The organism is Aeromonas salmonicida (genome assembly GCF_028355655.1).
Classification (GTDB): Bacteria; Pseudomonadota; Gammaproteobacteria; order Enterobacterales; family Aeromonadaceae; genus Aeromonas; species Aeromonas salmonicida.
Genome location: NZ_CP110645.1, coordinates 1,753,451 through 1,779,622, shown reverse-complemented (window position 1 = coordinate 1,779,622; position 26,172 = coordinate 1,753,451). Strand labels below are relative to the sequence as shown.

At 55.2% G+C, this 26,172-nt stretch carries 35 protein-coding genes and 1 pseudogene; 26 read left to right on the top strand and 10 right to left on the bottom strand.

Translation table 11 applies throughout. The features are described from left to right. Positions 1–579: 579 nt before the first annotated feature. Complete coding sequence (gene cysS, locus ONZ54_RS08745; protein WP_271787955.1) at positions 580–1,956, bottom strand: cysteine--tRNA ligase; 1,377 nt, start codon at positions 1,954–1,956, stop codon at positions 580–582. 191 nt (positions 1,957–2,147) lie between these two features. On the opposite strand from cysS, the gene ONZ54_RS08740 reads away from it, so the two are divergent. The 5 genes from ONZ54_RS08740 to ONZ54_RS08720 all read left to right on the top strand — a co-directional run bounded on the left by ONZ54_RS08740 (position 2,148) and on the right by ONZ54_RS08720 (position 4,746). Beyond that, a complete protein-coding gene (locus ONZ54_RS08740) occupies positions 2,148–2,645 on the top strand; it encodes a peptidylprolyl isomerase (RefSeq protein ID WP_059113897.1) in 498 nt (165 codons plus the stop codon). After that, complete coding sequence (locus tag ONZ54_RS08735) at positions 2,635–3,345, top strand: DUF4269 domain-containing protein (protein ID WP_125601831.1); 711 nt, start codon at positions 2,635–2,637, stop codon at positions 3,343–3,345. The genes ONZ54_RS08740 and ONZ54_RS08735 overlap by 11 nt, the downstream gene beginning before the upstream one ends. Further along, positions 3,342–4,106 (top strand): UDP-2,3-diacylglucosamine diphosphatase, encoded by a 765-nt coding sequence (locus ONZ54_RS08730; RefSeq protein WP_265462251.1) that lies wholly within the window; start codon positions 3,342–3,344, stop codon positions 4,104–4,106. The genes ONZ54_RS08735 and ONZ54_RS08730 overlap by 4 nt, the downstream gene beginning before the upstream one ends. Before the next feature lie 80 nt (positions 4,107–4,186). Next, positions 4,187–4,435 carry a GlsB/YeaQ/YmgE family stress response membrane protein gene (locus ONZ54_RS08725; RefSeq protein ID WP_017413027.1) on the top strand — a complete coding sequence of 83 codons (249 nt, stop codon included), beginning with the start codon at positions 4,187–4,189 and terminating at the stop codon, positions 4,433–4,435. A gap of 134 nt (positions 4,436–4,569) precedes the next feature. Continuing rightward, positions 4,570–4,746, top strand: a complete 177-nt coding sequence (locus tag ONZ54_RS08720) for a DUF3606 domain-containing protein (protein ID WP_265462252.1) — start codon at positions 4,570–4,572, stop codon at positions 4,744–4,746. A gap of 150 nt (positions 4,747–4,896) precedes the next feature. On the opposite strand, the gene ONZ54_RS08715 is transcribed toward ONZ54_RS08720, so the two are convergent. Then, positions 4,897–5,670: an SDR family NAD(P)-dependent oxidoreductase gene (locus ONZ54_RS08715; protein ID WP_271787954.1), complete on the bottom strand. Its 774-nt coding sequence runs from the start codon at positions 5,668–5,670 to the stop codon at positions 4,897–4,899. Positions 5,671–5,790: 120 nt separating this feature from the next. Here ONZ54_RS08715 and ONZ54_RS08710 point away from each other — a divergent pair, with 120 nt between their 5' ends. The 3 genes from ONZ54_RS08710 (at position 5,791) to ONZ54_RS08700 (ending at position 9,988) form a co-directional block, all read left to right on the top strand. Next, positions 5,791–6,687 (top strand): LysR family transcriptional regulator, encoded by an 897-nt coding sequence (locus tag ONZ54_RS08710; protein ID WP_238583142.1) that lies wholly within the window; start codon positions 5,791–5,793, stop codon positions 6,685–6,687. 1,124 nt (positions 6,688–7,811) lie between these two features. Then, entirely contained in the window at positions 7,812–8,543 is a 732-nt protein-coding gene (locus ONZ54_RS08705) for a hypothetical protein (protein WP_021141035.1), read from the top strand. 623 nt (positions 8,544–9,166) lie between these two features. Continuing rightward, positions 9,167–9,988: a hypothetical protein gene (locus ONZ54_RS08700; RefSeq protein ID WP_271787953.1), complete on the top strand. Its 822-nt coding sequence runs from the start codon at positions 9,167–9,169 to the stop codon at positions 9,986–9,988. A gap of 314 nt (positions 9,989–10,302) precedes the next feature. Here the strand turns inward: ONZ54_RS08700 and ONZ54_RS08695 are convergent, their stop codons facing one another. Further along, the gene (locus ONZ54_RS08695; protein ID WP_271787952.1) at positions 10,303–11,361 is read right to left on the bottom strand and encodes a phage integrase; all 1,059 of its coding nucleotides are present in this window, start codon (positions 11,359–11,361) and stop codon (positions 10,303–10,305) included. Next, positions 11,358–11,813 carry a hypothetical protein gene (locus ONZ54_RS08690; protein ID WP_271787951.1) on the bottom strand — a complete coding sequence of 152 codons (456 nt, stop codon included), beginning with the start codon at positions 11,811–11,813 and terminating at the stop codon, positions 11,358–11,360. The genes ONZ54_RS08695 and ONZ54_RS08690 overlap by 4 nt, the downstream gene beginning before the upstream one ends. Here ONZ54_RS08690 and ONZ54_RS08685 point away from each other — a divergent pair, their 5' ends adjacent. After that, on the top strand, positions 11,814–12,056 hold the full coding sequence (locus ONZ54_RS08685; RefSeq protein ID WP_271787950.1) for a hypothetical protein: 243 nt from the start codon (positions 11,814–11,816) through the stop codon (positions 12,054–12,056). It abuts the gene before it with no gap. 152 nt (positions 12,057–12,208) lie between these two features. On the opposite strand, the gene ONZ54_RS08680 is transcribed toward ONZ54_RS08685, so the two are convergent. Continuing rightward, positions 12,209–13,534 carry a hypothetical protein gene (locus ONZ54_RS08680; RefSeq protein ID WP_271787949.1) on the bottom strand — a complete coding sequence of 442 codons (1,326 nt, stop codon included), beginning with the start codon at positions 13,532–13,534 and terminating at the stop codon, positions 12,209–12,211. 130 nt (positions 13,535–13,664) lie between these two features. Next, a complete protein-coding gene (locus ONZ54_RS08675) occupies positions 13,665–14,348 on the bottom strand; it encodes a LexA family protein (RefSeq protein WP_271787948.1) in 684 nt (227 codons plus the stop codon). 101 nt (positions 14,349–14,449) lie between these two features. On the opposite strand from ONZ54_RS08675, the gene ONZ54_RS08670 reads away from it, so the two are divergent. From ONZ54_RS08670 to ONZ54_RS08640, 7 genes are read left to right on the top strand one after another with little or no spacing between them, the layout of a single operon-like run. Next, positions 14,450–14,641, top strand: coding sequence for a Cro/CI family transcriptional regulator (locus ONZ54_RS08670; RefSeq protein ID WP_131729905.1), 192 nt, complete (start codon positions 14,450–14,452; stop codon positions 14,639–14,641). 10 nt (positions 14,642–14,651) lie between these two features. Then, on the top strand, positions 14,652–15,014 hold the full coding sequence (locus ONZ54_RS08665; RefSeq protein WP_271787947.1) for a hypothetical protein: 363 nt from the start codon (positions 14,652–14,654) through the stop codon (positions 15,012–15,014). Between the two features lie 33 nt (positions 15,015–15,047). Further along, positions 15,048–15,566 (top strand): phage regulatory CII family protein, encoded by a 519-nt coding sequence (locus ONZ54_RS08660; protein WP_271787946.1) that lies wholly within the window; start codon positions 15,048–15,050, stop codon positions 15,564–15,566. A gap of 11 nt (positions 15,567–15,577) precedes the next feature. Beyond that, positions 15,578–15,802: an Ogr/Delta-like zinc finger protein gene (locus tag ONZ54_RS08655; protein ID WP_271787945.1), complete on the top strand. Its 225-nt coding sequence runs from the start codon at positions 15,578–15,580 to the stop codon at positions 15,800–15,802. Next, a complete protein-coding gene (locus ONZ54_RS08650) occupies positions 15,799–16,020 on the top strand; it encodes a hypothetical protein (protein WP_271787944.1) in 222 nt (73 codons plus the stop codon). Before ONZ54_RS08655 ends, ONZ54_RS08650 begins: the two co-directional genes overlap by 4 nt. 14 nt (positions 16,021–16,034) lie before the next feature. Then, positions 16,035–16,481, top strand: coding sequence for a hypothetical protein (locus ONZ54_RS08645; RefSeq protein ID WP_271787943.1), 447 nt, complete (start codon positions 16,035–16,037; stop codon positions 16,479–16,481). A gap of 10 nt (positions 16,482–16,491) precedes the next feature. Next, positions 16,492–16,713, top strand: a complete 222-nt coding sequence (locus tag ONZ54_RS08640; protein WP_271787942.1) for a hypothetical protein — start codon at positions 16,492–16,494, stop codon at positions 16,711–16,713. A gap of 16 nt (positions 16,714–16,729) precedes the next feature. Here the strand turns inward: ONZ54_RS08640 and ONZ54_RS08635 are convergent, their stop codons facing one another. Further along, positions 16,730–16,987: a hypothetical protein gene (locus tag ONZ54_RS08635; protein ID WP_169045828.1), complete on the bottom strand. Its 258-nt coding sequence runs from the start codon at positions 16,985–16,987 to the stop codon at positions 16,730–16,732. 281 nt (positions 16,988–17,268) lie between these two features. Between ONZ54_RS08635 and ONZ54_RS08630 the strand changes: the two genes are divergently transcribed. The 8 genes from ONZ54_RS08630 to ONZ54_RS08595 all read left to right on the top strand — a co-directional run bounded on the left by ONZ54_RS08630 (position 17,269) and on the right by ONZ54_RS08595 (position 21,842). Continuing rightward, a complete protein-coding gene (locus ONZ54_RS08630; RefSeq protein WP_169045827.1) occupies positions 17,269–17,586 on the top strand; it encodes a hypothetical protein in 318 nt (105 codons plus the stop codon). After that, complete coding sequence (locus tag ONZ54_RS08625) at positions 17,583–17,804, top strand: hypothetical protein (RefSeq protein ID WP_271787941.1); 222 nt, start codon at positions 17,583–17,585, stop codon at positions 17,802–17,804. Before ONZ54_RS08630 ends, ONZ54_RS08625 begins: the two co-directional genes overlap by 4 nt. Next, a complete protein-coding gene (locus ONZ54_RS08620; protein ID WP_271787940.1) occupies positions 17,804–18,253 on the top strand; it encodes a hypothetical protein in 450 nt (149 codons plus the stop codon). Before ONZ54_RS08625 ends, ONZ54_RS08620 begins: the two co-directional genes overlap by 1 nt. Continuing rightward, a complete protein-coding gene (locus tag ONZ54_RS08615; RefSeq protein WP_271787939.1) occupies positions 18,250–19,596 on the top strand; it encodes a replication endonuclease in 1,347 nt (448 codons plus the stop codon). Before ONZ54_RS08620 ends, ONZ54_RS08615 begins: the two co-directional genes overlap by 4 nt. A gap of 45 nt (positions 19,597–19,641) precedes the next feature. Then, positions 19,642–20,652, top strand: coding sequence for a hypothetical protein (locus ONZ54_RS08610; RefSeq protein ID WP_271787938.1), 1,011 nt, complete (start codon positions 19,642–19,644; stop codon positions 20,650–20,652). Beyond that, complete coding sequence (locus tag ONZ54_RS08605; protein ID WP_271787937.1) at positions 20,642–20,980, top strand: hypothetical protein; 339 nt, start codon at positions 20,642–20,644, stop codon at positions 20,978–20,980. Before ONZ54_RS08610 ends, ONZ54_RS08605 begins: the two co-directional genes overlap by 11 nt. Before the next feature lie 100 nt (positions 20,981–21,080). After that, positions 21,081–21,494, top strand: a complete 414-nt coding sequence (locus tag ONZ54_RS08600; RefSeq protein ID WP_271787936.1) for a hypothetical protein — start codon at positions 21,081–21,083, stop codon at positions 21,492–21,494. 9 nt (positions 21,495–21,503) lie between these two features. Next, positions 21,504–21,842 (top strand): hypothetical protein, encoded by a 339-nt coding sequence (locus ONZ54_RS08595; RefSeq protein ID WP_271787935.1) that lies wholly within the window; start codon positions 21,504–21,506, stop codon positions 21,840–21,842. Positions 21,843–21,858: 16 nt separating this feature from the next. Here ONZ54_RS08595 and ONZ54_RS08590 read toward each other — a convergent pair whose 3' ends face one another. Further along, positions 21,859–22,008: a DUF4113 domain-containing protein gene (locus ONZ54_RS08590; protein WP_271787934.1), complete on the bottom strand. Its 150-nt coding sequence runs from the start codon at positions 22,006–22,008 to the stop codon at positions 21,859–21,861. Between ONZ54_RS08590 and ONZ54_RS08585 the strand changes: the two genes are divergently transcribed. After that, positions 21,998–22,435, top strand: a complete 438-nt coding sequence (locus ONZ54_RS08585; RefSeq protein WP_271787933.1) for a P22AR C-terminal domain-containing protein — start codon at positions 21,998–22,000, stop codon at positions 22,433–22,435. The two genes, ONZ54_RS08590 and ONZ54_RS08585, sit on opposite strands and share 11 nt — an antisense overlap. 160 nt (positions 22,436–22,595) lie before the next feature. Then, the gene (locus tag ONZ54_RS08580) at positions 22,596–24,608 is read left to right on the top strand and encodes a DUF2971 domain-containing protein (RefSeq protein WP_271787932.1); all 2,013 of its coding nucleotides are present in this window, start codon (positions 22,596–22,598) and stop codon (positions 24,606–24,608) included. Positions 24,609–24,987: 379 nt separating this feature from the next. On the opposite strand, the pseudogene ONZ54_RS08575 reads toward ONZ54_RS08580, so the two are convergent. Together ONZ54_RS08575 and ONZ54_RS08570 are read right to left on the bottom strand one after the other, a co-directional pair. Beyond that, a pseudogene (locus ONZ54_RS08575) lies at positions 24,988–25,182 on the bottom strand (phage portal protein); the annotation flags it as partial. A 58-nt stretch (positions 25,183–25,240) separates the two neighbouring features. After that, positions 25,241–26,158, bottom strand: a complete 918-nt coding sequence (locus ONZ54_RS08570; protein WP_271787931.1) for an IS5-like element ISAs15 family transposase — start codon at positions 26,156–26,158, stop codon at positions 25,241–25,243. Positions 26,159–26,172 lie beyond the last annotated feature (14 nt).

The window sequence follows — 26,172 nt, the reverse complement described above, 5'->3', positions numbered from 1 at the left end:
TCCATCTCGGCGAGATGGTTGCGAATGGTATCGAACAGACTGCTGAATAAGTTGGACTAGCTGAAGCCACGGGCGGGCACGGTATTGGGTCCCCCTGCAAACCGCCGAGTCGAGTTCAACGGGTCAGGAGCGCCATCATGGATGATGGCGCAGCCGGCATAGGGGCCAAATCGGGTCAGGGCGAGCACTGCTCGACCCCGATTTGGCGCGAGAACAAGGATGTTCGAAGCGGACTTTGGCCGAAGCCAGGGATGGCATAGGCCAAAGTGCCGTCTGCGGCGCTCCGTCCGACCCGTTGGACGAGACGAGGGAACCCGCGAAGCGGGCGGTCTGCTGGGGGAGAAGACTTTTGGTGTTATTTGCCAAAGAGAGCGGGTCTTTCAAAAGTCACTCGCCAAGCCGCGCAGCGGCGGCGAAATCCTGTCGAGGGCAGAGCCCTCGCGTCCTGCATGGCGAAGCCATGCCATTCAGAAGAGAGGGAAGGTGCCAGCCCTCCGACAGGCCGCAAACAAAAACCGCAGCCCAAGGGCTGCGGTTTTTTACTGGGTCAAGCTGTTGGCACCAACAGGGCAAGCGACCTTAGGCACGGCGCCAGCTGGTCTTGCCGGCGCTGTCTTCCAGCACGATTCCCATCTCGGTGAGACGGGCTCTGGCGGCGTCGGCGGCGGCCCAGTTCTTGTCGGCGCGGGCCTGATTGCGCTGGGCGATCAGTTGCTCTATCTCGGCCACTTCGTCATCGGCGTCATTGCCCTTGAGGAAAGCATCCGGGTCTTGTTGCAGGATGCCGAGCACTGCGCCCAATTCGCGCAGACGGGCACCCAGGCCTGCGGCCACGGCCATGTCTTCCGCTTTCTGGCGGTTGATCTCGCGCACCAGATCGAACAGGGCCGAGTAGGCTTCCGGGGTGTTGAAGTCGTCGTCCATCGCCTCCTTGAAGCGAGCCACCTGCTCGTCACCACCGGCAGCAGCAGCCACCGGCAGGTCGCGCAGGGCTGTGTACATACGCTCCAGGGCGGCGCGAGCCTGCTTCAAGTTATCTTCCGAGTAGTTGAGCTGGCTGCGGTAGTGGCCTGACATCAGGAAGTAACGCACGCTCTCGGCGTCGTAGTGGGCCAGCACATCGCGGATGGTGAAGAAGTTGCCAAGGGATTTGGACATCTTCTCTTTATCCACCATCACCATGCCGCTGTGCATCCAGGTGTTGACGTAGTCACCACCGTGGGCGCAGCAGGACTGGGCAATTTCGTTCTCGTGGTGCGGGAACTGCAGATCGGAGCCGCCGCCGTGGATGTCGAAGTGATTGCCAAGGTGCTTGGAGTTCATGGCGGAGCACTCTATGTGCCAGCCAGGACGACCCGGGCCCCAGGGGCTTTCCCAGGTCGGTTCGCCGGGCTTGGACATCTTCCACAGCACGAAGTCGAGCGGGTTGCGCTTGGCATCCACCACCCCGACCCGGGCACCGGCTTGCAGCTGCTCCAGATCCTGGCCCGAGAGCTTGCCGTAGTCGGCGTAGGAGTCGACGATGAACATGACATCGCCGTTGTCGGCCACGTAGGCGTGATCCTGCGCGATCAGGCTCTCTACCAGCTCGATGATTTCACTGATGTGCTGGGTGGCGCGGGGCTCGACGTCCGGGCGCACCATGCCGAGGGCATCAAAATCCTGGTGCATGTCGCCGATCAGGCGCTCGGTCAGATCGTCGCAGGTGACGCCGGTCTCGGCGGCGCGCTTGATGATCTTGTCATCCACGTCGGTGACGTTGCGCACATAGTTGAGCTGATAACCGCAGTAACGCAGGTAACGGGCCACCACGTCGAAGGCGACGAAGGTGCGACCGTGGCCGATATGACAGTGATCGTAGATAGTGACGCCACACACATACATGCCCACCTTGCCCGGGTGGATAGGTTTGAATTCTTCTTTTTGACGAGTGAGTGTGTTGTATATCTTCAGCATCTTATGACCACTGCCTGTGAGTAAAATGGCCTGCCATTCTACCCGCATCCGGTGGAGAAAACGAGGCAGAAAACAGGCCGGATCCTGCGTGCCATCTATGCCGCAGCCCCTTGATGGGCTAGAATTGCCACCACTTTATGCCATAGCCGCGAGCCACCTTCGCGCCCGCGCCACATTTGAAAGGACATATCATGGTTACTCTGCACACCAACCACGGCGACATCACCCTCACCCTGAACGCCGAAAAAGCCCCGGAAACCGTGGCCAACTTCCTGCAATACTGCCGTGACGGTCACTACGACAACACCATTTTCCACCGTGTCATCGACGGCTTCATGATCCAGGGCGGCGGCTATGCCCCCGGTTTTGAAGAGAAAGAGACTCGCGCCCCCATCAAGAACGAAGCGGCCAACGGCCTGTCCAACAAGGTCGGTACCGTCGCCATGGCCCGTACCATGGAGCCGCACTCTGCCAGTGCCCAGTTCTTCATCAACGTGAGCAACAACGACTTCCTCGACTTCAAATCCGCCACCACCCAGGGCTTCGGCTACTGCGTATTTGGTGAAGTGACCGCCGGCATGGACGTGGTCAACAAGATCAAAGCCGTCAAGACCGGCAACTCCGGCCGCATGCACCAGGATGTACCGGTAGAAGACGTTGTGATCACCAAGGTGACCCTTGCAGACTGATCTCTGCCTTCTGCGAGATGAACTGACTGCGGCCCCGGCCGCAGTTTTTCCATCTGCGCGCTTGACCGCCGGCCCGAACTGGCGCCGCCTCGACTATCTGGCCCGGGGCAATCCTCGCCAGCGCGCGGCCCATGCCCTGCTGAACGACACGCCCCTGTGGGGTGAGTTGCAGAGCCTGTGTCTGGATGTGGCGCTGGTGAGCACCCTGGCCATAGGGCTCGACCGGCCAGGCAGCGATCTCGACATCCTCTGCCAGCACAGCGATCCCGCCGCCCTTGCCGACCTGTTTGCCCAACGTCGGTGGCAGAGCCGCGCCCTTGGCAGCGACATCTGGCTGCTGGAGCAGACCCTGATCGATGGCGACGGCACCCCCTGGCCCATCGAGCTCTATGTCACCCCGGCGCGGGTCGATACCCTCAACGGCTGGCGCCACCTCAGCCTGATGGCCGCCTTGATAGAGCACTTTGGCCACGACTTTTACCAGACACTGCGCACCTTGCGCCTGCAACAAGGGCTGAAAGGGGAAGCGGCCATCTGCCGCCTGCTGAAGTTGCCCGGCGACCCTTATCAGGCGCTGTTGACGCTGGAGGGGCGCGACCTTGACCAGCTTGACTGGCGGCCTCAGGCACAGGCACCCTCTGCTCAGCCAGCCACTTTTTCCAGCCATCCAGTTATCAGGGCCCCTTGCACACCATCATGAGCACCCTCTTTATCAGTGACATTCACCTGTGCAGCGATCGGCCCGACATGACGGCCGCCCTGGTGCGCTTTCTGGAGCGCGACGCCCCCGGTGCCGATGCCCTCTATGTGCTGGGGGATCTGTTTGAATTCTGGATTGGCGACGATGACCCCAATCCGCTCCATCACACCATCGCCGATGCCTTTGCGGCCCTGCGCCAGCGCGGCGTGCCCATCTACTTTATCCACGGCAACCGCGACTTTCTGCTGGGCCGGCAGTTTGCCAAGCGATCAGGCATGACACTGCTGGCTGATCCTTGCGTGATCGACCTCTATGGGGAGCGGGTGCTGCTGAGCCACGGCGATCTGCTCTGCACCCTGGATCTGGGCTATCAGAAACTTCGCCGCATCACCCAGCTCAAATGGCTGCGCTGGCTCTTCTTGCGCCTGCCCCTCACTCGCCGCCTCGCCATCGCCTGCAAGATGCGTGGCCAAAGCCAGATGGAAAACGTGCAGAAGAGCCAGACCATCATGGATGTGACGCCAGCGGCGGTGGACGCACTGCTGCGCCAGCACGGCTGCCGGCTGCTTATCCATGGTCACACCCACAGGCCCGCCATTCACGACTTCACGCTCGACGGGCAACCTGCCCGCCGTATCGTGCTGGGAGACTGGTTCGAGCAGGGATCCGTGCTGGTATGCCGCCCGGGCGAGCAGCGGCTGGAGCAGCGCACCTTGCCATCGCTCAATCCTGCCGGGGCCCATGAGTCCGACAATCTGTGACCAGCCGACCATCGCCAGCCCTTCGCACCGTCGCCCCCTCCCCTATAATGTGAGCTCACATAGATAACGAGGAGTTGGCCATGGGATTTATCACCTGGATCGTGTTGGGGCTGTTGGTGGGTATTCTGGCGAAGTGGATCATGCCGGGCCGTGATGGCGGAGGCTTTTTCATGACGGTACTGCTGGGGATCATCGGCGCCATGGTGGGCGGCTATGTCGGCACCCTACTGGGTCTGGGCTCAGTGACAGGTTTCAACCTTTCCAGCATCGCCATCGCGACCATGGGGGCACTGATAGTGCTGTTCGTGTTCAACAAGATCCGCAGCTAACCCTCCCCACCCTTATCTTGAACGGGTACAGGGTTGTGTGAAGCTCGTCACCATGCGGCATGGGTATATGGGGGATGATGGCGACCAGGCAGAAACTTCTTTCTCGCCAGCCATTTCCATCAGTTGAGGTTCGTATGCCTGACAACAACACCCTAGCCCATCCCCTTGACACCAAGAGCATCAACGTCAACGACCCCTATGAGATGAAGCTATGGATCAAGACCTTCGAGTGCACCGAAGTACAGCTGAAAAGAGCGGTGAAAGCCGTCGGCACCTCGGGCAAGGCCATCCGAAAACACCTCAAGAAGTAGCCGTTCGAGAAATGGCAATCCGCTGAAAAAGCCCCGCGAGGGGCTTTTTGCATGGGTCATCGCCATCATGCGTCAGGCGCAGGATCACAGCACGGACACAGGCTCACCACGAACCAAGGTCGAGCGCATCAGGCCAGCACGCATCCTGGCTTAACGCAATCCGGCAATGGTGAAACCGCCATCGACCAGCAGACTCTGACCTGTGATGAATCGCGCTTCGTCGCTGCACAGCCAGGCAACCACGTCGCCAACATCGTCAGCCCCACCGATACGCCCGGCCGGTGTCAGTCTCACAAAAGGCTTGAGCGTCTCTTCATTCGCCCCCATCCGTTGTGCCATCGGCGTGTTGATGATGCCGGGATTGACGTTATTGATGCGGATGCCATGAGGGCCGGCTTCCAGCGCAAGGGCGCGGATCATGGCATCCAGCCCGCCCTTGCTGGCGGAATACGCCGCCGAGCCAACACTCGCGCCCTGGGTCAGCCAAGATGACGTATTGACGATAGCGCCGCCGCAACCGGCGGCCGTCATCGCCTCCAGCTCATATTTCACTGACAACCAGACCCCTTTCAGATTGGTGGCGATCACGCGATCAAATTCAACTTCCGTCATCTCGCTGATCGGCGCAAACCCCTCCACCCCTGCGTTATTGAAGGCCGCATCAAGGCGCCCAAAATGAGCTAGCGTCACAGCAATCAGCGCCTTCACCTGAGCACTGTCCGTTACGTCTGTTGGCACCGCAAGCGCTTCCCCTCCTTGGGCGCGGATCAAATCGACAGTCTCCAGCAGTGCAAGCTCCCGTCGTCCGGCGACCACGACTTTTGCACCATCACGGACAAACGCTAGCGCAGCTGCCCGACCAATGCCACTTCCGCCCCCCGTAACCAGCGCGACACTATCTTGCAGACGTAATGATTGAAACATCTCTGTACCTCGTTAATAAACACATTCGATGGAGGTCAGACTATAGGTGGCTTTATTGTCACGAATAAGCCACCTTATATCGCATAATTTACTGGCCTATATTCAGCAATGGGAAACGCAGTGCGAACAAATGAATTTGGAGAACTGACTGCATTTGTTGCGGTTGCAGAAGAGAAAAGCTTTCGCAAAGCAGCAGCACGCCTGAATTTGACAGCATCAACGCTCAGCCATGCCTTGCGTGCGCTGGAGGAGCGGCTCGGCGTCAGACTGCTGAACCGTACCACCCGTACCGTTTCGCCGACCCAGGCAGGTCTGGCCCTGCTGGCAGAGATAGCCCCGGCATTCAACGTTATTGCGAATGCCGTCGAGAAAGTAAATGCGTTCAGGGAAAGCCCCCAGGGAAGGGTGCGGATCAACACGCCAAGGATCGCAGCTGACATGATATTTCTGCCGCAGTTGCAGAAATTTTGCCATCAGTATCCTGATGTCCAGCTGGAGCTGGCTACCAACGACGGCTTCGTGGATATCATCAGCCAAGGCTTTGATGCCGGTGTACGCATTCGCAGCGATGTTCAGCAAGATATGAGTGCGGTTCGTCTGACGGCAGATTTCCATTCTGCGGTGTATGGCTCACCGGCGTACTTCGAACGGCACGCCATCCCGCTGACCCCCGCCGATTTACAGCATCACTTGTGCATCGGACGTCGGGAAATCACAGGAGGGTCTTTATACCGCTGGGAATTCGAAAAAGATGGCAGGCAAATCGCGGTTCCGGTTAATGGTCCGGTGACGGTCGACAACGTCAGCATGATGACTCGCCTCGCGCTGGACGGCATAGGACTGGTCTATACAGCGCAAAGCCCCGAACACGATGACCTGGTGACAACCGGCCGACTGATACGGGTTCTGGCAGACTGGTCGATCACCTACCCCGGCTTCTTTCTCTATTATCCCGGCCACAGGCAGTTGCCTGCGGCACTAAAAGCTGTGATCGATTGCTTCCGCTTGCCGTTTTGAACCGGCACGGAAACAACGTCATATGACACAGTTCAGATTTCCAGTACGTCAGTGCCTTGCGCACTGGCAAACCTGCTTTGAGCTCATGGATCAAGACACCCCCCCCCCTGTAACAGCAAGTCCAGCTCGCGCTCCAACACCGGGATAAGCTTGATGCTGTCGGTCTTGCCGTCCGGGATATTGATGAACATAGGGCGACAGTTTCCCACCCCTTGCTGTTGGTAATCTTTTCTTTCATCTCCTGCTCGGTTCGGCTTGCCCTGCTGCAGGTAGACAACGCAGCCAGACCTCATTACTGAGTGATAACCTCATACTAAAGCATTACCAATTTAGGGATATCAACCTAAAAAATAAGATTTAATAATCAATATTTTAAGTATAAATCTATTTTCTTATAACCAAAACATATAATTAGCATTTAAAATGTCACATCTATCATTGACCATATGTATGTCGTCATTTGGGAATTAAACAATGAGAGATAGGGGGCAAATAGAAAGGCCAGTTGATGATGTCATTCCTCTTGGCTATGACTCTCGGCGTTACGTCCGTTTTGTTCTTTCTGGTGGGGGTTATGTTGTCCAGTGCCATCTAGACAACATCTGGTTTGACGCATTCAGACCTGCGCTAAGGATGAATCTTCGCGACGTCAATATCCGTGGAGTGGGGCTGATGGGCAAGGCACAGCTCAAGCCTGGAGACAGGCTGATTATTCCATCACCTCAGGACTATTTGATGCATGCAAAGGTAGTTCGCTGTGCGCCAGATCCCCTTTTCCCGAAACTCTACAGGGTCGGCCTGGTATGGGACCGGCTCCTTCCCGCTAGAGTGCTTTTACAATGGGAGTCTTTTGTGTTGCCACCTCAGCTTCCTGATTTTCATGAGCAAGTATCTATCTTGGAAAGCTTATCCAATTGAATTTGTGTTCTTTTTAGAGCCCACCACCAACGACGATGTGCATTCCGTCTCAAGCCAGCACCGCCTGTAATGATAACTTAATCAAAAAAGAATTATTGCCACTTGATCCATTCGAATCTCATTGCTAGGCTCCATTTCACGTGGAGCAGAAGTAGATATGTAGCTACGCGGTATCCCTTACATTTCATCAAGGAAAAGGAAATACCATGGAAAGCATCGCTATTGCAGCATCCCAGCTCAACTGGAACGGCGGACAACGCATCACCCTCAAAGCCGGTGACACTGCAACCTGTACTGTGCTGCGTCCCGACCAGCTGTATGGGATCTTCATCTACAACTCGGCCCAAAATGACAACAACGCTGCGGTGAACGTTGTCTGGAGTAACAGCCAACCTCCCTGCCAAATCACAGTACCGGGTACGACGGCCAACGCAGGCTTAGCATCAATGGGCTTTGTGTCTGGCACTGATACTCAAACCATTTCCGTCTCTCTGCCCAGCAACAGCGGCATCGCCCAAGTTGACCTCTGGCTGGGCAGTGTCAGCATGCCGACCAATACTGCCGGTCTGAACAACCAGCCGTTGCAAGCCAACGGTGATCCGGTGCCGTTCAACAAATACACTCGGTACTATGCAGTGCCTCCGTCAAAATGGATGAACCTGACGATCGCCAGTACCATCACCCAGTTCATTTCATGCCAGTTCCGGCAAGACAAGGCGACCGTGTTTGTCGTCAACGAGACCTCCAACGGTCTGCTCAAAGGTCAGATCACCAAGATGGGGCCGACGGCCAGTGAGACCGGGGCAATTACCATCACGACCTCCCAGATCCAAAGCATTACCGAGAACCTGCAGGGCGATGGTTCGCAGTGGGTTTGGATGGATGCAGACAGCCAGCAGAACTCCCAGAGTGCAACCATTGCACTGCAGTCTCTGTAATCGACTCAAGCGTCTTAACGTCAAGAAGGCCCCACAATGTGGGGCCTTCTTCTATCTGCCTGGCGGTGCCTGAACATGGCATGGGAAAGGCGCAGCACCATCATCGGGCAGCGCGGCATCATACGTGAAGCCTGTCCCAACATATGGCGGCGACGCCCATCGCCGCGTTTGCGCCACGGAATCCACGCTCTTCCGCTACCGCCTGCGAGCTGCATCAATAAAATTTTTTACAGAAGTGGATTACCGCAAAACCATAGGCCAAGGCCACGCCAGATAAAGGACCTCGGGCGAGGTTAGGATCTGAAAAAGAAGGATCCTTTTTGCGTCTTTTACAGTTTGGAAGAGAGCTGGCTTAGGGCTCTGAAAACATAACTCGTTGAATGTATTGGGATGGTCGTACTTTCCGTGGGGATTTGAATGATCGAGGAAGATCTGTATAGTTACCTTAATCTATATAAAATTTTTTATTTTCATATAGTTAGGTGATTACGCCTGTGATCTTGAAACTGAAACATTGAAACGTAACTCGCCACATCCCAACTACCGGCTCACATTTCAATTCGCCATAGTATCGGTAAAATAACGGATATGTTTGAAGCTCGTAATTTCTTGAGTAGGGATACATGAAGAAGAAAAAAGAGATCAACTGGGAGCGTTGGCACTGGTTAAAACAACATATCAAGCGGGTACGAAAGTCACCAGAACCAGAAGAACCCCAAACCAAGATGGCCAATTATCTGACCACGATATTTGCAGCTATTCCACTTATCACAGCCAGCATCTACTTAAGTGGCATGGCACACTTTTTTGCAAAATGTCTGGTTCATGGACTCAATATATCGGAGTTTCCCCAGCCTACCGATGTCACACTGGCTACAGGCTACTTTCTCTGGCTGATGGCAGGGAAAATGTATGGGCTTACTTTCCTCGGCATCGTTCTCAGCATGCTTTTCCTAGCCATCACATTGTTTCTTTGGGGATCAGTACGCCTAAGATGGGCATGGTTTTGCCATCAAATAGGTATGATCAAATTCCCAAGAATAAGGCGCTGTATACGCCGAAGAGTACGAGTCCCGGCCCCAAAACTCTACCTCTTAGTTGTCTGGATAAATATCATCTACGATCGCGTTGCCATTTTGGTTGTACCCGCCCTTATCATTCTGCTACCCACATTTTTCTGCTTCAATGAAGGGCTGGATGCTGCGCAGGCTGAGGTAAAGAAGCTGGAAAGCGACCAGCTGAGTGCGCAATCAGACAAGGCCTTGTCACCTCTGCTAGGTGATACCCCACACATCCGTCTGATGTGTAACGCCATCCATTGCGCCTATCGGCTCAAAGGTGGGGAAATGAAGCTTGTTCGTCATGATCAGGTCGAGCAAGTGACATGGATAGCCCCCAAAGACACTTCAGATGACTCGCCAAAAGAAAGCAACTCTGAGAAATAGCGCTGTTCTGGTGCCGGACACTTTGTGTCTGGCGCTGCTCACCATTCCAATATTCCAACATCGAACATACTGATAACCGCTGTCGCCACTTGACCAAAAACAAAAAGGCCACTATTGCTAGTGGCCTTCGTAAGTCTTTGATTTTAATGGTGCCGAGGCCGGAATCGAACCGGCACGACGCGAACGTCGAGGGATTTTAAATGCCTGAGCCCGGCCTTTAAAAACAAATAGTTACGTGAAAACAGTCACTTAAGTACACGCCATTATGCGGAAAAATGCGGTGTTCTGTGAGCTGTGTGGATCAAATGTGGACACTACCGCAGCTTGTTGACCGTCAACGGATTGAGCCGCAAAGCATCCTCGAGGTGGTCTGGGGCAAAGTGTGAATAGCGCATCGTCATGGTGATGGTCGAGTGCCCGAGTATCTTTTGCAGCACCAGAATGTTACCACCGTTCATCATAAAATGGCTGGCAAAGGTGTGCCGAAGAACGTGGGTACTCTGCCCCGCCGGTAGCTGGATCCCTGCCTTGTTAATGGCGGATTCAAAGTGGTGGTAGCACTCGCTAAACAGCTTGCCGCGTCGCTTGGGGATGAGGTCGATCAGCTCCTGGTTGATGGGCACGGTTCGACGTTTGCCACCCTTGGTGTGGGTGAACGTCAACCGGTTGTTGGCAACCTGCGACTGGGTCAGGTCTTGGATTTCCCCCCACCGCGCACCGGTTGCCAGGCAGAGTCGCACCACAATACCGAGATCCGGATTGCTGGCCGCGTCACAGGCATCGAGCAGTGCCTTGATCTCATCTGGGTATAAGAACGCCAGCTCTGATTCGGTAACCCGGTAGAGCCGCATTCCGGCCAGCGGGTTTTCTGCTGTCCACTCCCCCAACCGCTTGAGTTCGTTGAACACGGCCCGCAAGTAGGCATGATCGCGATTCACCGTCGATGCACTCACCCCCTTGCCATCCTGTGTGGCGGCACGGCGGTCGCTTACAGCGCCAGAAAGTCGAGCCTCCCGGTACTTGGCAAAGTCATTGCCAGTGAAGTCACTGGCCAGCGGATTACCCAGGCTCTCGCAAATCAGCAGCAGTTTGGACCGGCGCTGCTCACCATCCCGCAGGCTCTGACCATGCAGGCCAAACCAGCGTTCGACTAGATCAGATAGCCGGCGAGAGTCAGCAACAGGTTCAACGGTTTGCTCATCATCCCCCTGCCAAGGCTTCTCGGCGAACTGCTCAAGCTGCCACAGCTCCCACGCTGCCGCCTCGCCTTTGGTAGCAAACCGCTTGCGTCGCCGTGGACCGTTGCGACCACCGGGGCGAATATCGGCAAGCCAGGGCAGTGGCTTGCCGTCATCCAGTTTGCGAACAGTCATGAGAACAAACCGACCCCCAACCCAAGTATCTGACCCAATACCGCGCGGCCGACCTCCCGGGAGTCCGCCTTGACGGCCTCGACCAATCGCTCCCCCAAGCTCCCTTGCAGGCTATCGGGGATGGCCTTGAGCACCTCCAGCCCTTTGGCTGTCAGCACCGCATTTTCGATGCCGTCATAAGCCGCTGGTGTGCCATGGAGATATCCAGCATCAACCAGCCACCTCAGACTTTCGAACGCAAATTCCTTACGCTTAAAATAGGGATCATTGAGGTATAGATCTTCAGCGAACAGATGCCCTTCTGCCTCTGGTGAAAGACCGTCAATGTGCTCACCATCTTCGGTGACGATGAACTTGCTGGAGGCCAGATACTGGCGCACCGGAAAACGGCTATACAGTTCAGCCAGTGCCAGCACCACAATGGTATCGAACCGTTCAATATTGGAGACCATATGAATCCTTCATTAAAAGAGACATTTGCCGATCATCAGCGCAAGTACGAACTGACCGACATCATGAAGAGGCACATCGTGTCGCAACTCAACGGCTCCGTGGACGCCGTGCGTGCCCGTGCCTTTTGGCGCACCCATCTGCCGAACCTCGCCGAAGCGGAAGGAACTGAACAGCTGGCGGAAGCACTTGCGTCGGCACTCGAAGAGGTTCGCAGAAAGCTCACTCCCCCCTTTGTCGGTTGATGCTCTCGCCAGTGTGAAGATTTCCCCAGCCAACGCCGCGCCCTTGGAGGCTTGCGAGAGCCTTCACGGCCTTAGGGATAGACCTCAACAAGCCAGAGCCGTAACTTATAGTCATCGCGTTTTGGACACTCATACATGATTCATGTGCCCCTCTACTTCGCAGAACCATTCATTCCATTTTTAGCCGAATTTATTATATCTGACATCTTGTCATTCTTTAACATTGCTTCTAATACCGATGCACTGTTGTTATTTTGATATAGACGAACAGGATTGTCTGAGAACTGAGATATCATGCTATCTAGGAGTTTCTCACTCATTTTCTCATCAATAAGCCCGGCTTCATCCTTATAGCCATGATATGTCATAGCGATTGAAACTTTATAGGCATAATCCTCCTGCAACTGACTCGCGTGGCTATATTGTTTTGCAGAGAACCAAGCACCCCATATAGCAGGAAAGGATACCGCCAACTTAGCTATCAGTTGTGCCATCGAGACGGTTGTACCTTCAGATGGGGTTTTGAATGCATACTGCACAATATCAAGGCCAACATAGGTCAGCAAACCCAAAAAAACAATGAAAGCAAAGAACCATAGCTTGACTTGAGTTGCTAAGGTCTCTCGTCTTTTTTGAAATGCTCCAGCCATGCCAACTTGGCTTGTGTTTTTCAACAACCCATCGACTTGCGATAATTTTTTTGCTGCATCCTCTGTCAATGCATTGATTTCAGCCTCCTTCTTAATAAGATTTTCACTAACTGAACTCAACTGTTCTCTATTCTCATTCAAAATATCATAAGATTTATTTACGACCGTCCCTAATTCATATTTATAATCTTCAACAGATTTCAATAAGTCTGCTCTACCTTCACTATATTGATTTGAGATATCATTAATTTTTTCATTCAGTGACTCTCGATATATATCGAGTTCACGATCAACTTTTGTGTTATTTTCGACTCTAATATTAGCTATTGACGCAGCACTAATTATATCATCTAGTTGGAAGCTCAACTCTATAACATTTGGCATTAAACTCATCGGTGCTTTTTGAATAAAATTTTTATCATTTACCCTGTTAACGTATGACTGATTTACTTCAAGTTGAAGAGATAATACTTTCGACACAAACTCAATAGATACTTTTACTTTATGAGCAATAAGAACCTTAGTCAGCGAATCCAACAGGTCTAGATAATTAAATATCAGTACTCTATTTTCCATCGGGTGATTTTTTTCATTGAAGTCAATATTTACCCTTTCTACAATTTCGTCTAGGTTATCTTCAATGGAACCTATTAAAGTTATTATTTTATTGTAATACTCAAGGTCATCTATATCGTGTAAAGATAGAGATTTATGATTCTTTTTCCGCATTGGACTAGCAAGGGAAAGTTTGTTTCCAAGTACAGCGTACATGTTAAGCGCTGTACCCAATAAAACTTTTGAATTTATTATTCTTATATCGAAATTCATGATAACTCCATTTACCGACTAGAAGCGGACTGCTTACATTTATTCATCAATCACTACTACATAATCAACGTGGCATTTTAAATACAAAAATAAATTACAATTAAAATATAAAAAAAGGCGCATCAGCGCCCTATCGTTTTCTGAAAATTCGGTGTTCTACCATGACGCCGATGATCTCGATCTGCTGCCGGTCGGAGTGCATCGGGGGGTAATCGTCGTTGAGGGGGACAAGCTCAAACACCTCTTGCCCGTTCTCATCGATGCCACGGGGTCGGTACTTCTTGAAGGTGGCCTCTTCACCGCCGTTCTTGGCAACCACATAGTCGCCAGGGCGAGGTGACTCATCGGGGTCAACGATGATCAGATCCCCTTCATTGAAGAGCGGGCTCATTGAATTGCCGCGCAACCAGAGGCCAAACCCACAAGGGCCAATATCGATACTGGCAGACACATACTCGACATTGCCATCGAAGGTAGTGGCCTGCTCGCACATCTCCCGCCAGTTACCCGCCTGGACATAGCTCAGAATCGGCACCCGATTCCCCTGGGGAATAACAGCAGGCTCGACGTTATGGTAACCAGGGGGATGTGCATCGGTCATCCCAACGACACCGCCCTCTTTACCAGTCAGCAGCCAATCAACGGATACACCAAGTGCCGCCGCCAAGTCATTGAGGTAGCGCCCTTTCGGCTGATTTAGTCCCGACTCCCATTTCCCCACAGATACACCACTGATCCCAATTTTTTTGGCCAGAGCGACTTGGGTCAAAGACAGGTCTTTTCGTCTAGATGCAATACGGTCACTTATGTTCATAAAACCTAAGTTACATCAAAATAATGAAACTTGGGTTTGCGCCAATAGCAACCCTAAGTTATATTCAACCCACAAACTAACTTAGGGTTGCTTTGTGGGTTATGAAAAAGACAGACGTTATCGATTACTTCGGCAGCATCGGGGCTACTGCAAAAGCCTTGGGCATTTCTCATGTTGCTGTTGGGAAGTGGGGTGCAGCCATCCCCAAAGGCCGTGCCTACCAAATCGAAGTGCTGACCGGCGGCAAGCTGAAGGCTAACCCTTCAGCACAACCCCAGCCCCCGGTTCTGTAAGGAGATCGCCATGACGATGGAAAACCATCCTGCCGAGCCCTTCAACGAGGTACTGCGTGAGCTGGCGGCCATCAAGCAGGGGTTAGCACTGCAATCTCTGCCGGCCATCCCGCTCGATGCCTTCTTGGACATGCTGCTGGACGTTTACAACTTCAAGCTCCCCAAGCGCACCGCCCAAGACATGATTGCCGATGGCCGAATTCCCATCATTCCCAAGCTGCGGGCTGGCGATCAGCCCTGGGTCAATCTGGTGCGCTGGCGCGATATGGCCAGAGAGCCAGAACAGTATTTCAAGTTGGTCAATGAGAACACTGGCCGCCGGTTGGCCAGCAGTGCCTTGACCAAGAAGTCCACTCCCCGCTCTGTGGCTTGATCTCACAGTAGCGGCTACGAACAGGAGCCGAAAGTGTCTAAACATCAACAAAACCTACACAGCCACTTTGCCGGTGCGTGTGACCGCTTCAAGCAGGCACACAACCTGACCCAGTTGGCCGCCGAGATCGACATGAACGCCGATGTGCTGCGCAACAAGTTCAACCCGGCGCAAGAGCGGCACAAGCTGACCGCCCAAGACTTAATCACTCTCTACCACGCCACCGGTGACGACACCCTGTTTGACGGTCTGCTGTTTGAGTGCGGCCTGACAGCCGTTCGCCTCCCCTCTACCGGCGCCGCCATCACTACAGAGGCCCGTGCCCAGCAGGCACTCAACGCTGGCGCCCAGATCATAGGCGTCACTGCCCAGGCAACCACCATCCTCGCCGGTGACCGCGTCACCAAATCCAACAGAAACACCGTCGTCGGCGGCTTGTGGGCTGGCATCGAGCACCTTGTGCTGCTGGCAACCGAGATCGAAGACCGCTTTCACGCCGTCCCTAGTCTTGCGTGTGCTGCCGACATGGCCCGCGCAGCCCTGGGCGCATAGGAGACCAGACCATGAGATTGATTTGCCCGCACTGTGGTTCCCGCGCCAGCACTCGCACATCCACCCGGATGAGCCCGCTGTGCGGCATCGCCACTTACCAATGCAGCAACGTGGATTGCGGCCACACCTTCAAGGCGGGATTCGAAATCATCGCCACCATCAGCCCGAGTGCCATGCCCAACCCGGCCATTGTGCTGCCCATGGTCCCGCGCAGGGTGAAAGAGGTGGCCCAATGAACAAGCTGCGCGCCGAGCAGCCGGGGCTGATCCCGCTGCCGTTCCTGTTGTTCACCCGCGCCACGGTCGTGAGCGATTGCGACGAGCCGGTGATGCGCAATACCACCCGTTTCGATGGCAGTTATCTGGAAGACCGCCAGGGCCGCCGTGGCGCTCTGCGCTTTACGCCACGCCAACCACCCCGCCCGCACTGGCTGACCAGGCTGCTGCAGGCATAAGAGAGGGGCACCCCATGAACACAGCACAGGTCATCGAGCTCGTTCAACAACCCAGCGCCGCCGACGTGGCGCTGGCAGAGATGCGCGCCCAGTTCGGCCGCAATGGGGCGGCCAGCCGCTGGTCACGCCTGCCAACCAAGGCCAGAGCCATTGTTTGCTATGCCGCTGAAATATCACCGGAGCTAGGCAAAAGCATGGAGTTGCACGATTTCGACGTCACTCAGAGAGAAGCGATCCGCCTCGCCCTGAGCGACCTGCTGGCCACCCTGCGGAAATTCGACGGTTCAGTGTTGCACCGGTACGAGTGGCACGGTCCCACCCACCACGTTGAGGGGCCGAGCCGAAGCGAACTGGAACAGGCCGAACATGAGATTAACCAGCGCGCCTTGCTCAACGAGAAGGCAAACACATTGGAAAGCCGCATCGCGGCAATGAGAAGAGTGCCCGGAAACGGGCAATAAGGAGACAAACATGCACACAACCCAGCAATCAACCATTGGCGATATCGCCAGCCGTTTCGAGAAAACCCTTATCAGTACGCCGAGTAGTCAGCGGGAAGTGCGAGCAAAAGAGCTGGCGGAAGAGGCAAACAAACAGGCCAGCGCCCTTGGTGGCTGGAGAGATTTTAACGAATTGATACCAATGGTCATGGGCGCAATCAAGCGGTATGAGGCTGGACAAAGCGGCCACTAGGGCCGCCGGAAGGGAGTTATTTGGTCACAACAAAATGACCATCTCGCCCTGTGCCTTGGTACTTATCACGCAATCCCAACCCGCCGAGGAATTGGTCAATTGCAACGAAACTGCCCAGCCCATAGGCCTTGATGGTGCAGTAAACCTGACCAGATTCATTTTCGACGACCAGCGGGTAATCAGGGCCATCGTCGACTTCTTTCTTAACGAATTTTGCAAGTTTGTCGTGAAAAGCAGGTTTCTCGACCTCGGGATTGTACTTGATGTCGAACATCACTCTCTCCTTGGGATGTGTTGAAAACCTAAAGAAAAACCCCGCCTTAACGGTGTTACAGCACCAGCGGGGTTTCCATCAGCAACTGAGGTAACTGATATGCGCAATGTAGCGATTCCCACCGCACTACGCAATGTGAAGGTGTGCAATCGGCACCTGGCCAAGCTGGCAAGGCCCCGCCACTTAACCCGTCCCGACGATAAGGCCACACAGCTTCATGCTACCCGCGCTCATGCCTGGCGCTCGCTCTGGCTGTGCCTGAATACCAGTGGAGGTCGGTCATGACCGATGACCTGTTTGAACTGGAAGCCCCGCAAGACGCGCTGGGTATCACAGAGGCGGGCCCCGCACATATGCAACCACCGGCACCAGTCAGCCAGCTGACCAAGCACTGGGAGGCTGCCGTCGATGAGTTCGCCAGCTCGGGTAGCGATGCAAAGAGAAATCGTGACATCACCCGGGAACTGCTGGCGCTAGGCGCCATTCGCGCCGTGTACTGGCTGGCCGTCGGCAGCGCCGAACTGGCACTGGCTAAAGAGATCGCCGAGTGGTGGGCAGACTGCGAACCACTACACGGCTTGGGGGAAACCATCAAATGAGCAACCAACACGCCATCGACCAATGGGTTTCTAACATGATCGCCGCCGAGGCCAGGCTGCACGGCCTGCAGCTCGACTTGCTGGACCTGCGTAAAGATGGCCCCCACGGCCAGCGCACTCCAGCCAGAACCCACCTGACTTTGTGCCGCCAAGCCCGCACTGCCGCCCGTATTGCTTCACGCAAAATCCAGTCTCTCTATACCGGAGGCGCCATCTAATGACCCATCAAAAACCAGCCGGGCTTGCCCCGGCTTTGGGCGTCGTGCGCCCTGCAAACCCCCTTTCCGCCGTACAAATGGTCACCCTGGAGCCCTGCACCAAGTGCCACCAGATGGCGGTGTGCATGCCGGTGGCTGGCCGCCACGGTCGCCGATCCTACCCCTATTGTGTCGAGCGCTGCTGGCCGCTGGCCCGCGCCGCCAGTGAAACCGTGGTGAAGGGCGCCCCTGCTGCCCGCCCCTCGATGCTCTGCAGTTGCTGCGGAGATTTCAGCCATGTGCGCCCGGTCATCCTCTCCGGCAACCGCATGACCAGCCTGTTTTTCTGCGAAGCCACCTGCTGGTCTGATCGGCTGGCGACCCTCGACATGGTACCGACCTGCACCCAGTGCGGCCGCTACCTGCAACCGAACGAATACACAGCTGAAAAATGCGGGGTGTGTAAGTGAACGAACCCATCAACAACCTGCAGGGCATCCAGCTGCCACAGCACTACCTGGTCGGCCACCATGCCATCAATATGGCAGGCGCTGCCGAGCAACTGGCCCGCGTCGAGTGGCACGTTGCCAAGCCGTTGGCCAAGACTTACCTGCACCGCTACCCAGCCAACCCGAAAACCGCCAATGTCTGGCTGCGCCGCATCGTTGACGTGTGCGAAGCTGCTGCGGCCCGCTTCCCGATCCCGGTGGTCGACCTGCGCAACGATATGCGCCGCGAGCTGGTCGCCGCAGAGTGGGCCCGCCGCTGCCAGCAACTGCTGAGCACCGGCGCCAACGAGCGCACCGCCACCGAACTGCTGGCTGACCTTGGCGCTCAGGCACAGGCGTGGCACTTCTGCCCCACCTTGCCGGTTCACCCTCGCACCCACGCCGAACGCCTGCTGGAAAGGCCGCTGACCGACGCAGAGCGAGACAATCTGGCCCCTGCCGTGGACAAGTTCGAGGGCGCCGCCGCCAGCCTGCTGGTGCGCCTGCTCGACGAATCTTGGTGGCTGCGCAAGATTAATCGCGCCTGGGCCATCTATTGCGAGCTGATCGCCATCCTCACCGGCCAAGTGCGCAAGGGGGTCAGCCCCTACGCCAGCGCCCACGCAGTGCGCGAGTTCACCCAGCGCAAGGCGGCCCAGCGGGCATGGATGGAGATCATGAGCGCCGTCAACGAGGCGCTGGGGCAAGAAATCGATCTGACAGACGCCATCATGGCATCCGTGGCCAACCCCGAGATCCGCCGCCATGAGCTGATGGTGCGCATGCGCGGCTTTGAGGATATGGCGCAGGAACAGGGCAAGCTGGGCCTGTTCCTGACCCTGACCGCCCCATCCAGCTATCACGCTTGGCGGGTGGGGAAACAAGACAAGTCCAAGACCTACCAGAACGAAGACTTCAACAACGCGACCCCGACCGAGACCAACCGCCTGCTGTGCAAACAGTGGGCCCGCTTTCGTGCCGCGCTGGCGCGGGAAATGGTCGGGGCATTTGGCTTTCGGGTAGTGGAGCCACACCACGACGCCACCCCGCACTGGCACTGCCTGCTGTTCATCAACCCGGAACATCAGCACGTCTTTCTGACCCTGCTGGCCTTCCACTTCACTGCCGCCGAACGGGCCGAGCTGAAAATGCCCAACGGTACCGAGTTGGACGCTTTGGCCCAGTCGCGCATCCGTAACAAGTTGCCGCACATCAAGAGCCTGCTCGACATCACTGACAAGCAGACCATCAAGGCCATCAAGGCCATCAACCCCAGGGTGAACTGGAAAGAGATCGACCCGACCAAAGGCAGCGCCACCGGCTAAATCGCCAAGTACATCGCCAAGAACATCGACGGCCATGCCGTGGGGATGGATTACGAGGCCGAGGCCCCCGTAGACCACACCACCATCGCCGTGGGCGCCTGGGCCAGCTGCTGGCGCATCCGCCAGTTTCAGCAGATCGGCGGCCCTGCCGTGAGCGTGTGGCGCGAGCTGCGCCGCCTGGGTGACGAGGTGATCGAATGGGATTGCGTGCTGGAAGCTGCCCGCCACGCGGCAGATAACAACCGCTGGGGAGACTTTATCAATGCCATGGGCGGCATTGATGCCCCACGCAAAGAGCACCTGATCCGCCTCTCCAAGCGGCTGGACGAAGCCGCCAACAAATACGGCGAGGACGTGATCAAGCTGCTGGGGGTGATCTCTGACGTGGGTCAGACCACCGCCACCACCCGCACAGAAGGCTGGCAGATAGTGCGCAAGGGGGCAGAGGTGCAGGGTTTGGGCGAGCAGCGCGAGCATGCCGTCGGCGAGCGCAGCGAGTTGCCCTTGAGCAGCGGCAGCTGCGCCCCTTGGAGTTCTGTCAATAACTGTACGGAAGGATCCAAATCAGGGGTTAAAGGATCCACTCTGGCCAAAGAGTTGAGCCGTATGGGTCTTTATGAAAGCAACGCCGCCCTGCTGCAACACGGCAGCATCATCAATGCCGGCAGCCAGTACGTGCGCCTGGTCGGTGATCGGCTGATTGTGAGCCGTCACTGGCCGGGGGCAACCGGCGCACCGGCGCACTGCAGCAAACAGATGCTGAGAGTAGTTGATGCTGAGGTTGAAAAAGCCTTTGATGATGCAGAGGCATTACGCCAGGAACAGCTCAGAATGCGAGTACGCAGTGCTGTTCTGACTCACGGGAGTCTGGCATTTGGGAAGAATTTGTCGGATGCTGATTTCGAGATCGCCTTTGACGAACTGCGCAAGTCTATCGATTGGGTAACGGATGCCGCTATCAACCCTCCTTCATCCGAAAATGTTCGGGAATTCCTGCCCAGTATGAAGCCACATATCAAGGCGCTGGCTATGGAGGAAAGAGCAGATGAGCAATAAGCAAACGTCCTACACACCCCAAGTGCATGGCAGCGAAGCCATCGAGAAGCGCTGCAGGCTCATCCTGGAGCGGTATTGGCCTCAACATGAGATTGATACCTGGCTTAACATGCTCACGCCTGGTGAGCGTGCCTATGCGGCTGTCCTGCTCCAAAGACAGCATCACCAAACCTCACCGGGTGCCCATCACTCCCCTGTGGTTCCCTATGATGAGTTCAGTGCGTTGACTCGCTGGATTGATGAGCCCCCGATGAGCCAAGGTAATCTGAGCGATGCGGAGTTCAAACGCGCCATCTGGCAAAAAGTGGACGAAGACAAGTGGTGGTGAGATAGCGATAGGAGCCTAACCATTTTGGGAGTGGTGATACTGTAGTTTTTATGGCTGGATATAGAGTCATTTTCGCATCTACGCCACTACCGGAGTAACTATGCTTCGCTTTGTCTCCCCGATCTATCACCTGTTTTATCTCTTGCCGATAGCAGTCCTGCTGGGCTTTAACCTGATGCCTGAGTATAAGGCCCAGCAGGACTTTGGCTTATGCTTGACGGCTTTTGGCAAATCTCCCTTTTACCGAGTTGAAACGGCAGAGCAGTGCGGCAACATTTTCACCACACCAGGCTTGGTCGCGAAAGAGCGACCAGACAGCTACGACGTATGGCTCGTCCCGCTGCAAACGACTATAGATAAGAGCACTTTCAGAGACATTTACGATGTGGTCAGTCAACAAGCTCCTCATGCCTTGAACGGTGCTCCGTCATTTGAAACGTGGTGGGCCTCTATCCCGGTGGGACCATATAAGAAAACGACATCATCAACCCTGCTCCGCTACATATTTAAGTAGGAAAATCTCATGCTGGAACGCCTTCAAGACCTTCTTGCTTCACTGGTCATGGAGCCCGGCGTAATGAAGTTCTTGGGTGGTCTGCTGATGCTGTCCTCTTTGGGGGCACTGATGCTGGGCGTCAGAACACTCATGTTTGAACGCCGTCTCGAACGGGCTTTTACCAGACTCCAGACCATTACGGATGGCAAAGCGACACTCCCCACTCCGCCAGGTTTGTTTGACCAGTGGCCCATCATTCAGGCCATGATCCCGGAAACGTTCATTGGATTCCTCACTTGGGCCAGCTTTTTTGCCGACGGGTGGATGATGGTGAGTTTTGGCAAGCAGATAGAACGGATGTACTGACCTCCCTCCGTATTCATCACTTTTCCACCGGCAGTTCGCCGAGCGCGGTGGTATAGCGGGAGCTTAACTGCTCCCGCTTCATCATCCACTCCCGGGTATCGCGGCCACGGGCCGCAAAGTAGACCTTCCCCAGCCTCCCCTGATTGATCCTGTCGATGACCTGCATCAGCGCATCGCTGCGCGGTACCTACCTGATCGCCATGTTCTCACACACGGCGCTCGCCAAAGAGTTCCGCCGCTGGGTGCTCGATGTGCTGGACCGGGAGACCGCTGCTCACCCGCAGCCCCTCACCGTGCTGACCGATGACGAGCTGCATTCACTGGCGTGGCTCTGGCGCGCCGCCGATTACATGATGGGGGCCGCCCGCCGCATCTATCCCCTACTCGATGTCGCCGAGCACCGCGAAGCCGGCACCTACTACTCCATCATCCACGAATACCCGATGACCCTAGCCGCAGCCCAGCGGATCCTGGCCGAAAAAAACGCCATATTCATCCCACTACCCACTGCAACCGAGACTGGAACAGGTTTCTCCACCACATGTACCACCTGCCGACAGCCAAAAGTTGGTAAATGTGAACCCTGTCAGTGAAATTCTTGGGAGCCCCGGCCCCCTTCAATCGACAATTCTTAGGGCTTAGGGCAAGATAAACAAACTTACAATAAGTGCATCATTTTCAATGTGTTGTGGGAAATCAGCATGTAAAAATCGGTGTAAGTTGGCATAACAACAAATGCATGGGTAATGGAATATGGATAAGTCAGAACTACCAGAAGAAATCACCGCAATGATAAAGGCAGCGGAACAAGGGGACGCAGATGCCCAGTTCAAGTTGGGATGGATGTATGAAGCAGGCCGAGAGATTGCACAAAACGATAGCACGGCCGTCGAGTGGTATAGCAAGGCCGCCGAACAAGGTAGTGCTGATGCTCAGTTCAATCTGGGATGGATGTACGAGAAAGGACGGGGAGTAGCGCAAAGCAATAACACGGCTGCCGAGTGGTATCGCAAGGCAGCCGAACAAGGGCACGAAGTTGCCCAGTTCAATCTGGGATTGATGTACGAAGAAGGCTGTGGGGTAGAGCAAAACGATAGCACTGCTGTCGAGTGGTATCGAAAAGCCGCCGAACAAGGAGACGCTGCGGCCCAGTTCCATCTAGGATGGATGTACGATCAAGGCCGGGGGGTAGCACAAAGCGTTAACATGGCTGTCGAGTACTATCAAAAGGCCGCTGAACAAGGGCACGCTGGTGCCCAATTCAAACTGGGATTGATATACGAAGATGGTAAAGGGGTGGCGCAAAGCGATAACAAGGCTGCCGAGTGGTATCGCAAGGCAGCCGAACAAGGGGATGCTGATGCCCAGCTTAATCTGGGATTGATGTACGAAGAAGGCCGAGGGGTGGCGCAAAGCGATGGCACGGCTGTTGAGTGGTATCGCAAGGCAGCCGAACAAGGAGATACTCTTGCCCAGTTCAGTTTGGGATGGATGTACGAAGAAGGCCGAGGGGTGGCACAAAGCAACAGCACAGCTGTCGAATGGTATCGCAAGGCTGCTGAACAAGGGGAGGCAAATGCCCAGAGCAAACTGGGGTTCATGTGCATGATGGGTCGGGGGATAGAGAAAAACAATAGTACGGCTATCGACTGGTTCCGCAAGGCAAGCAAACAAGGACATTCACAAGCAACCTTATATCTTGGCCTGTTGTATATGAACGGCTACGGTATTAAGCAGAGCTATGCTAGGGCACAAGCCCTTTTTCGTAAAACTGCCCGAAAAGCCCCACCCCAGCTGCGTTTTAAGGCCATTGAATATCAAGATCGAGCAAAACGTTATGCGTTATCACCCCAGATAACCAAGATTCGAGAACGCATTCTGGCTCAGTTGAAATCCCAAGAAAAGGCCACCATGACCCACTACACCTCACTGCAGGTTGGCAATGCCTTATTACTGGAGCGGAGCCCTTTGCGGTTGGGGCATATCAATGCGCTCAATGACCCCAATGAAGGGAAGCTGCTCTGGCACTATCTTGGTCATGCCCCGGTTGAGAGTAAGCCTGCCTTTGTCGGGTGCTTCCTGCCAGAGGAAGACAGCCTGAATATGTGGCGGTTTTACAGCAAAAACCATCAAAACGACGACGCCTGTGGCTGTGCGATTACATTTAATACCAATCACTTTTTTGAGTTCGATCTATTGTCAAAAAAACCGAGTGATGCGCCACAAGATGAAAAAAACCAGGCGTTCCTCAATTCGGGGAAATCACCTCAAGAGAGTGCGGAATTCTATCGCGTCGTCTATATCAAAGGGGAGATGCAGATTCATGGCGAGGACAAAGAAAGCGTCCTATTGAAGTCATTCAAAGAATTAAAAAACGCGGTGAAAAAATTCCTAGGCCCTAAACCAGATACGGCCAAGCTTCAGCAACTGTCGCAACTGTTGGGGCCGTTACCTTATCTACTCAAAGATGCTGACTATGAAGCAGAAAAAGAGCACCGCATTATCGTTACCCATTTGGAATACGGTGCCAAAGAGATTCAGGTGCAAGAACCTGACTTGATAAAAGGTACCCCTCCCCGGCTTTATCTGGAGATGCACCGGACTAATCACCTTGCTCCGGTCAAACATGTGACCCTGGGTCCCAAGGCCCCCCATCAAGAGATGATGGCTCCCTATTGGCATCATCAGTTAGCCAGCAAATACCCTGAACAACTCAAAGCCAAGCCAGATTTTTATATCCAAGTCTCCAAGTGCGCTTATCAGTGAGTGGAAAGAGCAAGGTGATGCAGTGCTATCCCCCGCTCGGAGGGTGAAAGGATCTGGCGGAAAGTGAAGGATCGCAAAAAGGATCTGGCAGGGTGCACGCGGCCAGTGCTGGCGCGGTGAGCCGTCCCCCTCACCCCGTCGTTCACCTGCATGGTTTTCCATACATAAAGCGGGCAGGCGAGGCGGGGTCCCGATTGCGCGCCAGCGGTGCTGGCAGGCTGCGCCAGTCGCTCCGAATGCTCGCCGAAGGATCCGCGAGGGTGCGAGGGTGCGAGGGTGGCCCGCATCAATGATGCAGCGGCGGGCCGCTGATGCGCCCAGATAAAGGGCAAAAGAAAACCCCGCCAGATGGCGGGGTGGTAGGAATGCGCTGGCTGGGTCAGCGCAGCTGATCGCCCTGGCTGGCCGGTTCGGTACCGGCGGCGAGCTTGTACGGGTTGAACCTGATGATCTCCTCCCCTGCCCAGTCGTTCATCGCCAGCAGGCTGGCCTTGATGCTGTCGATCTCGTTGATGTCGAACACCTGAGCTGCCTTGGTCACATCACCAAACCCGCCTGTATTGTTCGGCATCACCCGGCGTTGTTGCCCAAATCAGCCATTAGGCCACAACTTCCCCAGCCCCAGGTGATAGCTACACTTGGGGCTCTCTAGCTGGCAGACCAAGGGCATTCAGCTTGTTCATCGCACACACGTAGGCCATGATCTCTCCCACTTGTCCGTTGTAGTTACGTAGACTGATTTTTCCCGTCATCAATTGTTTGAACCTATACATCCCCGTCTCGGCCAATGAGCGCCGATGATACCCGGACTGCTGCTTCCAGTGAGTCAGCCCCTCCTTGCGCATCACCAGAACAGCTTCATTGCGTGGATGCCCCTTTTCCCATAAACCGGCATTCTTGCGCGGCGGAATACAGGCCTTGGCTCCTTTGCGCTTTATCAGTTCATGGCAGGCCTTGGTGTCATATGCGCCATCGGCATACACGGTCCCAAGTGCTCGGCGTAGCGGATTGAACAGGGTCGGCAACACCTCGGCATCATGAACATTTTCCAACGAGGCCTCGGCTGCCACGATGTCGTGGGTCGCCGGGTCCACCGCCAGATGCAATTTGCGCCAGACCCGGCGCTTGTCATAGCCATGCTTTCTGACCTTCCATTCGCCCTCGCCAAACACTTTCAAGCCGATGGAATCGATAACCAAATCGGTAACCTTGCCCTTGGGTGGCTGGCGGTATGCCACCTTCACAGTACTGGCGCGCTTGCTGACACAGCTGTAGTCGGGGGCACACAACGGCACATTCATCAGCTCGAACAGTGAGTCGAGCAGGCCCTGTGTCGCCCGCAGGGAGAGGTTGAAAATGCCTTTGAGCATGAGAAAGGTACAGATGGTCTGGTCGGTGTAGAGGGCGCTTCGTCCACGTCGGCCATGATGTTCTTGATGGAACCAGTTATGAACGACATTCTCATCAACCCAGAACGTTAGCGAGCCGCGTTTGACCAGGGAACGGTTGTACTGTGACCAGTTGGATATGGCGTGAAGCGACTTGCCCATGATGCTGATTTGAA

Coding starts and splice junctions, on each gene's coding strand:
- cysS (WP_271787955.1), bottom strand. CDS start 1,956: ATGCTGAAGATATACAACACACTCACTCGTCAAAAAGAAGAATTCAAA.
- ONZ54_RS08740 (WP_059113897.1), top strand. CDS start 2,148: ATGGTTACTCTGCACACCAACCACGGCGACATCACCCTCACCCTGAAC.
- ONZ54_RS08730 (WP_265462251.1), top strand. CDS start 3,342: ATGAGCACCCTCTTTATCAGTGACATTCACCTGTGCAGCGATCGGCCC.
- ONZ54_RS08725 (WP_017413027.1), top strand. CDS start 4,187: ATGGGATTTATCACCTGGATCGTGTTGGGGCTGTTGGTGGGTATTCTG.
- ONZ54_RS08720 (WP_265462252.1), top strand. CDS start 4,570: ATGCCTGACAACAACACCCTAGCCCATCCCCTTGACACCAAGAGCATC.
- ONZ54_RS08715 (WP_271787954.1), bottom strand. CDS start 5,670: ATGTTTCAATCATTACGTCTGCAAGATAGTGTCGCGCTGGTTACGGGG.
- ONZ54_RS08705 (WP_021141035.1), top strand. CDS start 7,812: ATGGAAAGCATCGCTATTGCAGCATCCCAGCTCAACTGGAACGGCGGA.
- ONZ54_RS08700 (WP_271787953.1), top strand. CDS start 9,167: ATGAAGAAGAAAAAAGAGATCAACTGGGAGCGTTGGCACTGGTTAAAA.
- ONZ54_RS08695 (WP_271787952.1), bottom strand. CDS start 11,361: ATGACTGTTCGCAAACTGGATGACGGCAAGCCACTGCCCTGGCTTGCC.
- ONZ54_RS08690 (WP_271787951.1), bottom strand. CDS start 11,813: ATGGTCTCCAATATTGAACGGTTCGATACCATTGTGGTGCTGGCACTG.
- ONZ54_RS08685 (WP_271787950.1), top strand. CDS start 11,814: ATGAATCCTTCATTAAAAGAGACATTTGCCGATCATCAGCGCAAGTAC.
- ONZ54_RS08680 (WP_271787949.1), bottom strand. CDS start 13,534: ATGAATTTCGATATAAGAATAATAAATTCAAAAGTTTTATTGGGTACA.
- ONZ54_RS08675 (WP_271787948.1), bottom strand. CDS start 14,348: ATGAACATAAGTGACCGTATTGCATCTAGACGAAAAGACCTGTCTTTG.
- ONZ54_RS08670 (WP_131729905.1), top strand. CDS start 14,450: ATGAAAAAGACAGACGTTATCGATTACTTCGGCAGCATCGGGGCTACT.
- ONZ54_RS08665 (WP_271787947.1), top strand. CDS start 14,652: ATGACGATGGAAAACCATCCTGCCGAGCCCTTCAACGAGGTACTGCGT.
- ONZ54_RS08655 (WP_271787945.1), top strand. CDS start 15,578: ATGAGATTGATTTGCCCGCACTGTGGTTCCCGCGCCAGCACTCGCACA.
- ONZ54_RS08650 (WP_271787944.1), top strand. CDS start 15,799: ATGAACAAGCTGCGCGCCGAGCAGCCGGGGCTGATCCCGCTGCCGTTC.
- ONZ54_RS08645 (WP_271787943.1), top strand. CDS start 16,035: ATGAACACAGCACAGGTCATCGAGCTCGTTCAACAACCCAGCGCCGCC.
- ONZ54_RS08640 (WP_271787942.1), top strand. CDS start 16,492: ATGCACACAACCCAGCAATCAACCATTGGCGATATCGCCAGCCGTTTC.
- ONZ54_RS08635 (WP_169045828.1), bottom strand. CDS start 16,987: ATGTTCGACATCAAGTACAATCCCGAGGTCGAGAAACCTGCTTTTCAC.
- ONZ54_RS08630 (WP_169045827.1), top strand. CDS start 17,269: ATGACCGATGACCTGTTTGAACTGGAAGCCCCGCAAGACGCGCTGGGT.
- ONZ54_RS08625 (WP_271787941.1), top strand. CDS start 17,583: ATGAGCAACCAACACGCCATCGACCAATGGGTTTCTAACATGATCGCC.
- ONZ54_RS08620 (WP_271787940.1), top strand. CDS start 17,804: ATGACCCATCAAAAACCAGCCGGGCTTGCCCCGGCTTTGGGCGTCGTG.
- ONZ54_RS08610 (WP_271787938.1), top strand. CDS start 19,642: ATGGATTACGAGGCCGAGGCCCCCGTAGACCACACCACCATCGCCGTG.
- ONZ54_RS08605 (WP_271787937.1), top strand. CDS start 20,642: ATGAGCAATAAGCAAACGTCCTACACACCCCAAGTGCATGGCAGCGAA.
- ONZ54_RS08600 (WP_271787936.1), top strand. CDS start 21,081: ATGCTTCGCTTTGTCTCCCCGATCTATCACCTGTTTTATCTCTTGCCG.
- ONZ54_RS08595 (WP_271787935.1), top strand. CDS start 21,504: ATGCTGGAACGCCTTCAAGACCTTCTTGCTTCACTGGTCATGGAGCCC.
- ONZ54_RS08585 (WP_271787933.1), top strand. CDS start 21,998: ATGACCTGCATCAGCGCATCGCTGCGCGGTACCTACCTGATCGCCATG.
- ONZ54_RS08590 (WP_271787934.1), bottom strand. CDS start 22,008: ATGCAGGTCATCGACAGGATCAATCAGGGGAGGCTGGGGAAGGTCTAC.
- ONZ54_RS08580 (WP_271787932.1), top strand. CDS start 22,596: ATGGATAAGTCAGAACTACCAGAAGAAATCACCGCAATGATAAAGGCA.
- ONZ54_RS08570 (WP_271787931.1), bottom strand. CDS start 26,158: ATGGGCAAGTCGCTTCACGCCATATCCAACTGGTCACAGTACAACCGT.